Source organism: uncultured Veillonella sp., from assembly GCF_915069625.1.
Taxonomy (GTDB): domain Bacteria; phylum Bacillota; class Negativicutes; order Veillonellales; family Veillonellaceae; genus Veillonella.
The window spans coordinates 1-3,978 of record NZ_CAJZFD010000174.1 but is presented as its reverse complement, the minus strand read 5'-3'; the positions used below and the strand labels follow the sequence as shown (position 1 = coordinate 3,978).

At 39.7% G+C, this 3,978-nt stretch carries 2 protein-coding genes and 1 other annotated feature; both genes read left to right on the top strand.

Annotated elements, in window-relative coordinates:
• Positions 1-292: 292 nt before the first annotated feature.
• Positions 293-525, top strand: a binding site (T-box leader).
• Positions 526-598: 73 nt separating this feature from the next.
• Complete coding sequence (gene thrS, locus QZ548_RS08295) at positions 599-2,509, top strand: threonine--tRNA ligase (RefSeq protein ID WP_295869639.1); 1,911 nt, start codon at positions 599-601, stop codon at positions 2,507-2,509.
• Between the two features lie 221 nt (positions 2,510-2,730).
• Entirely contained in the window at positions 2,731-3,936 is a 1,206-nt protein-coding gene (locus QZ548_RS08290; RefSeq protein ID WP_005386135.1) for an MFS transporter, read from the top strand.
• Positions 3,937-3,978 lie beyond the last annotated feature (42 nt).

The window sequence follows — 3,978 nt, the reverse complement described above, 5'->3', positions numbered from 1 at the left end:
TTTAGAAATAGAACAGGCCTGTACTAATTATGGGAAGACGTGTATGCGTATCTTTAGAAATAGAACAGGCCTGTACTAATTTGGGGAAGATGTGTATGCGTGCCTCTAGGAATAGAACAGGCCTGTACTAATTTGGGGAAGATGTGAATGCGTATCTTTAGGAATAGAACAGGCCTGTACTAATTTTAGGAAGATGTGTATGCGTGCCTCTAGAAATAGAACAGGCCTGTTCTATTTTTTAGGAGGTACTTATATAGTTGAAATTTTTTAGTACCTATGATAAGATATCTTAGTAAAAGTGATGCAAAGGACATGATTCTCATATCCCTGTGTACCAGAGAGAGGCTGATGCTGGAAATGCCTTACACATATATCAGAGTTACCCCCTTTAAACTGATTTGTCGAACCTAAGTAGGCAAATACGGCCGCCACCGTTATCGGGCTTAATGAAGTGAATTAACTATACACATATATTCGTATAGGTAGTTAACTAGGGTGGAACCGCGAATGATCTTCGTCCCTTGTTTTGTAGGGATAGAGGGTCTTTTTTTATTACAAAAATCCAGTCTATCCTAGATAATAATTGGAGGAAATTAAAATGGCAGATGTAAAAATCATTTTACCTGATGGTAGTGCTAAGGAATACGCTGCTGGCACTACTCTTGGGGAAGCAGTAAAACAATTATCTAACAGCTTGGCTAAAAAAGTACTAGCTGCAAACGTAAATGGCGAATTAACAGACCTTCGCGAAGAACTTGTTGATGGTTCTGAAGTAGCATTCTTAACATTCGAAGAAGATGGTGGTAAACATACATTGCGCCACACAGCTTCTCATATCTTGGCTCAAGCAGTTAAACGCTTATGGCCTGAGGCTAAATTGGCTATCGGTCCTGCAATCGATAAAGGCTTCTACTATGATATCGATATGGAACATACTTTGACTCCTGAAGATTTGGGTAAAATCGAAAAGGAAATGAGCCGTATTGTAAAAGAAAACTTGCCTATCACTAAATCCGTAATGTCTCGTCAAGAAGCTATCGAGTTCTTCAAATCTAAAAATGAAGACTACAAGGTAGAATTGATCGAAGATCTTCCTGAAGATGCTGTTATCTCTTGCTATGCGCAAGGTGACTTCATCGATCTTTGTGCAGGTCCTCACGTGGCATCCACTGGTAAGGTGAAAGCTTTCAAATTACAAAGCATTGCAGGTGCATACTGGCGCGGCGATGAAAAGAACAAAATGTTGCAACGTATCTACGGTACAGCATTTGAAAAGAAAGAAGAACTAGATGCATACCTTCACATGCTTGAAGAAGCGGCTAAACGCGACCACCGTAAACTTGGTAAAGAACTTGGTTTGTTCGTTATCAAAGAAGAAGGTCCTGGCTTCCCATTCTTCTTACCAAAAGGCATGGCTCTTCGCAACGAATTGGAAAACTTCTGGCGCGAAGTACATCATGATTTCGAATATGATGAAATCCGCACACCAATTATCTTGAATAAACAATTGTGGGAAACATCTGGTCACTGGTTCCATTACCGTGAAAATATGTACACTACAATTATTGATGATGAAGAATATGCAATTAAACCAATGAACTGCCCAGGCGGTATCTTGGTTTACCAAAACGAAATGCACTCCTACCGTGACTTCCCATTGCGTTACGCTGAACTTGGCTTAGTTCACCGTCATGAATTGTCCGGTGCATTACATGGCTTATTCCGTGTACGTGCGTTTACTCAAGATGATGCTCACGTATTCATGTTGCCAGATCAAATGCAATCTGAATTGATGAAAGTTATCGAATTGTTCGACCGTATTTATAGCCAATTCGGCTTGAAATACCATGTAGAATTATCTACTAAACCAGACAATGCAATGGGTGATGATGCAATCTGGGAAGCAGCTACAGAAGCATTGCGCAATGCCATTGAAGCAAAAGGTATTCCTTACGTAATCAACCCTGGCGACGGTGCTTTCTATGGTCCTAAACTTGACTACCATATCGAAGACTCCTTAGGTCGTACATGGCAATGTGGTACTATCCAATTGGATATGAACTTGCCTGAACGTTTCCAAATTGAATATGTTGGTGAAGATGGTCAAAAACATCGTCCTATCATGATTCACCGTGCATGCTTCGGCTCTATGGAACGTTTCATCGGTATCTTGACTGAACACTATGCAGGTGCATTCCCAACTTGGATGGCTCCTGTACAAGTTAAAATCTTGCCTATCTCTGAAAAACATGTTGAATATGCTAAAGAATTGGCAAAACAAATGCACCGCGACTATGTACGTGTAGAAGTGGATGATCGTAGCGAAAAAATCGGCTACAAAATCCGCCAAGCACAAATGGCAAAAGTTCCTTACATGCTTGTTGTAGGTGATAAAGAAGTTGAAGAAGGTACAGTTAACGTTCGTAAACACGGTGGTGACGAATTAGGTTCCATACCATTCGATGAATTCTTCAATTCCATTAAAATTGAAATAAAAGAACGTAACTAATTGATTTAGATGACTTATCCATCAACATAGTTGATGCGGATATGATGAGTTGTTATATTTAATTGGTTATAATCTAATCTCTTATATGTGTTAAAATAAACATATATAAATTTAGCCCCCATATACTAAGCCTTTCATTAGACTTAAGTCTAGGAGTTGGCCATTTGTATAGTGGGGGCTATCTCTTTAATTGTTACCTGTGAGTAGCGAAAGGAAATATTATGAAAGAAGTAAATTCATACGGCTGGAAAGCAGTCATTGGGTCTTCCATTGGTTATGCAATGGATGGTTTTGATCTCTTGATTTTAGGCTTTATGCTAACCTTAATTTCTGGAGATTTAGGCTTGACTACAGGTCAAGCCGGTTCTCTTGTAACGTGGACCTTGGTAGGTGCCGTACTAGGTGGCTTTATCTTTGGTACCTTGTCCGATAAGTTTGGTCGCGTTCGCGTATTGACTTGGACTATCGTACTTTTTGCGGTATTTACAGGTCTTTGTGCCTTTGCTCAAGGGTATTGGGATCTTCTTATTTACCGTACAATCGCTGGTATTGGTCTAGGTGGTGAATTTGGGATTGGCATGGCACTAGCTGCCGAAGCTTGGCCTGCTAAGCACCGTGCTAAAGCAACAAGTTATGTTGCCCTTGGTTGGCAATTAGGCGTATTAGCGGCCGCTTTGTTAACACCGTTACTCATTCCTATTATTGGGTGGCGCGGGATGTTTATGGTCGGTATTATTCCTGCCTTGGTTGCTTGGGTATTCCGAGCTAAACTACATGAACCAGAAATCTTTGTACAAAGTAAAGAATCTAAGGAACATTCACATACTAACTCTTTCAAGTTATTAGTAAAAGATGTAAGAACAACAAAGACATCTATTGGTGTTGCTATTTTAACATCAGTTCAAAACTTTGGTTATTACGGTATTATGATTTGGTTACCTAATTTCTTAAGTAAGCAATTAGGTTTCTCCCTTACAAAATCCGGTTTATGGACAGCTGTTACTGTATGTGGCATGATGGTTGGTATTTGGCTATTTGGACGTTTGGCAGATAAAATCGGTCGTAAACCTACATTTATTCTATTCCAAGTATGTGCTGTAGCATCTATTTTGATTTACTCTCAACTATCTGATCCAACAGCTATGCTATTTGCTGGGGCAATTTTAGGGGCCTCTGTAAATGGTATGATGGGTGGTTATGGTGCCTTGATGGCAGAAGCATACCCAACAACTGCCCGTGCAACAGCTCAAAATGTACTATTTAACATAGGCCGTGCTGTAGGCGGCTTTAGCCCAATGGTAGTAGGCATGATCATCTCTATGTACTCCTACCAAGTAGCCATTGCATTCCTAGCTATTATCTACGTACTTGATATTCTAGCAACTGTATTCTTAATTCCTGAACTTAAAGGTAAAGAATTAGAATAATGTATTGAATTAATTTAGAGTAAATATATTGTGCTCTTTAGG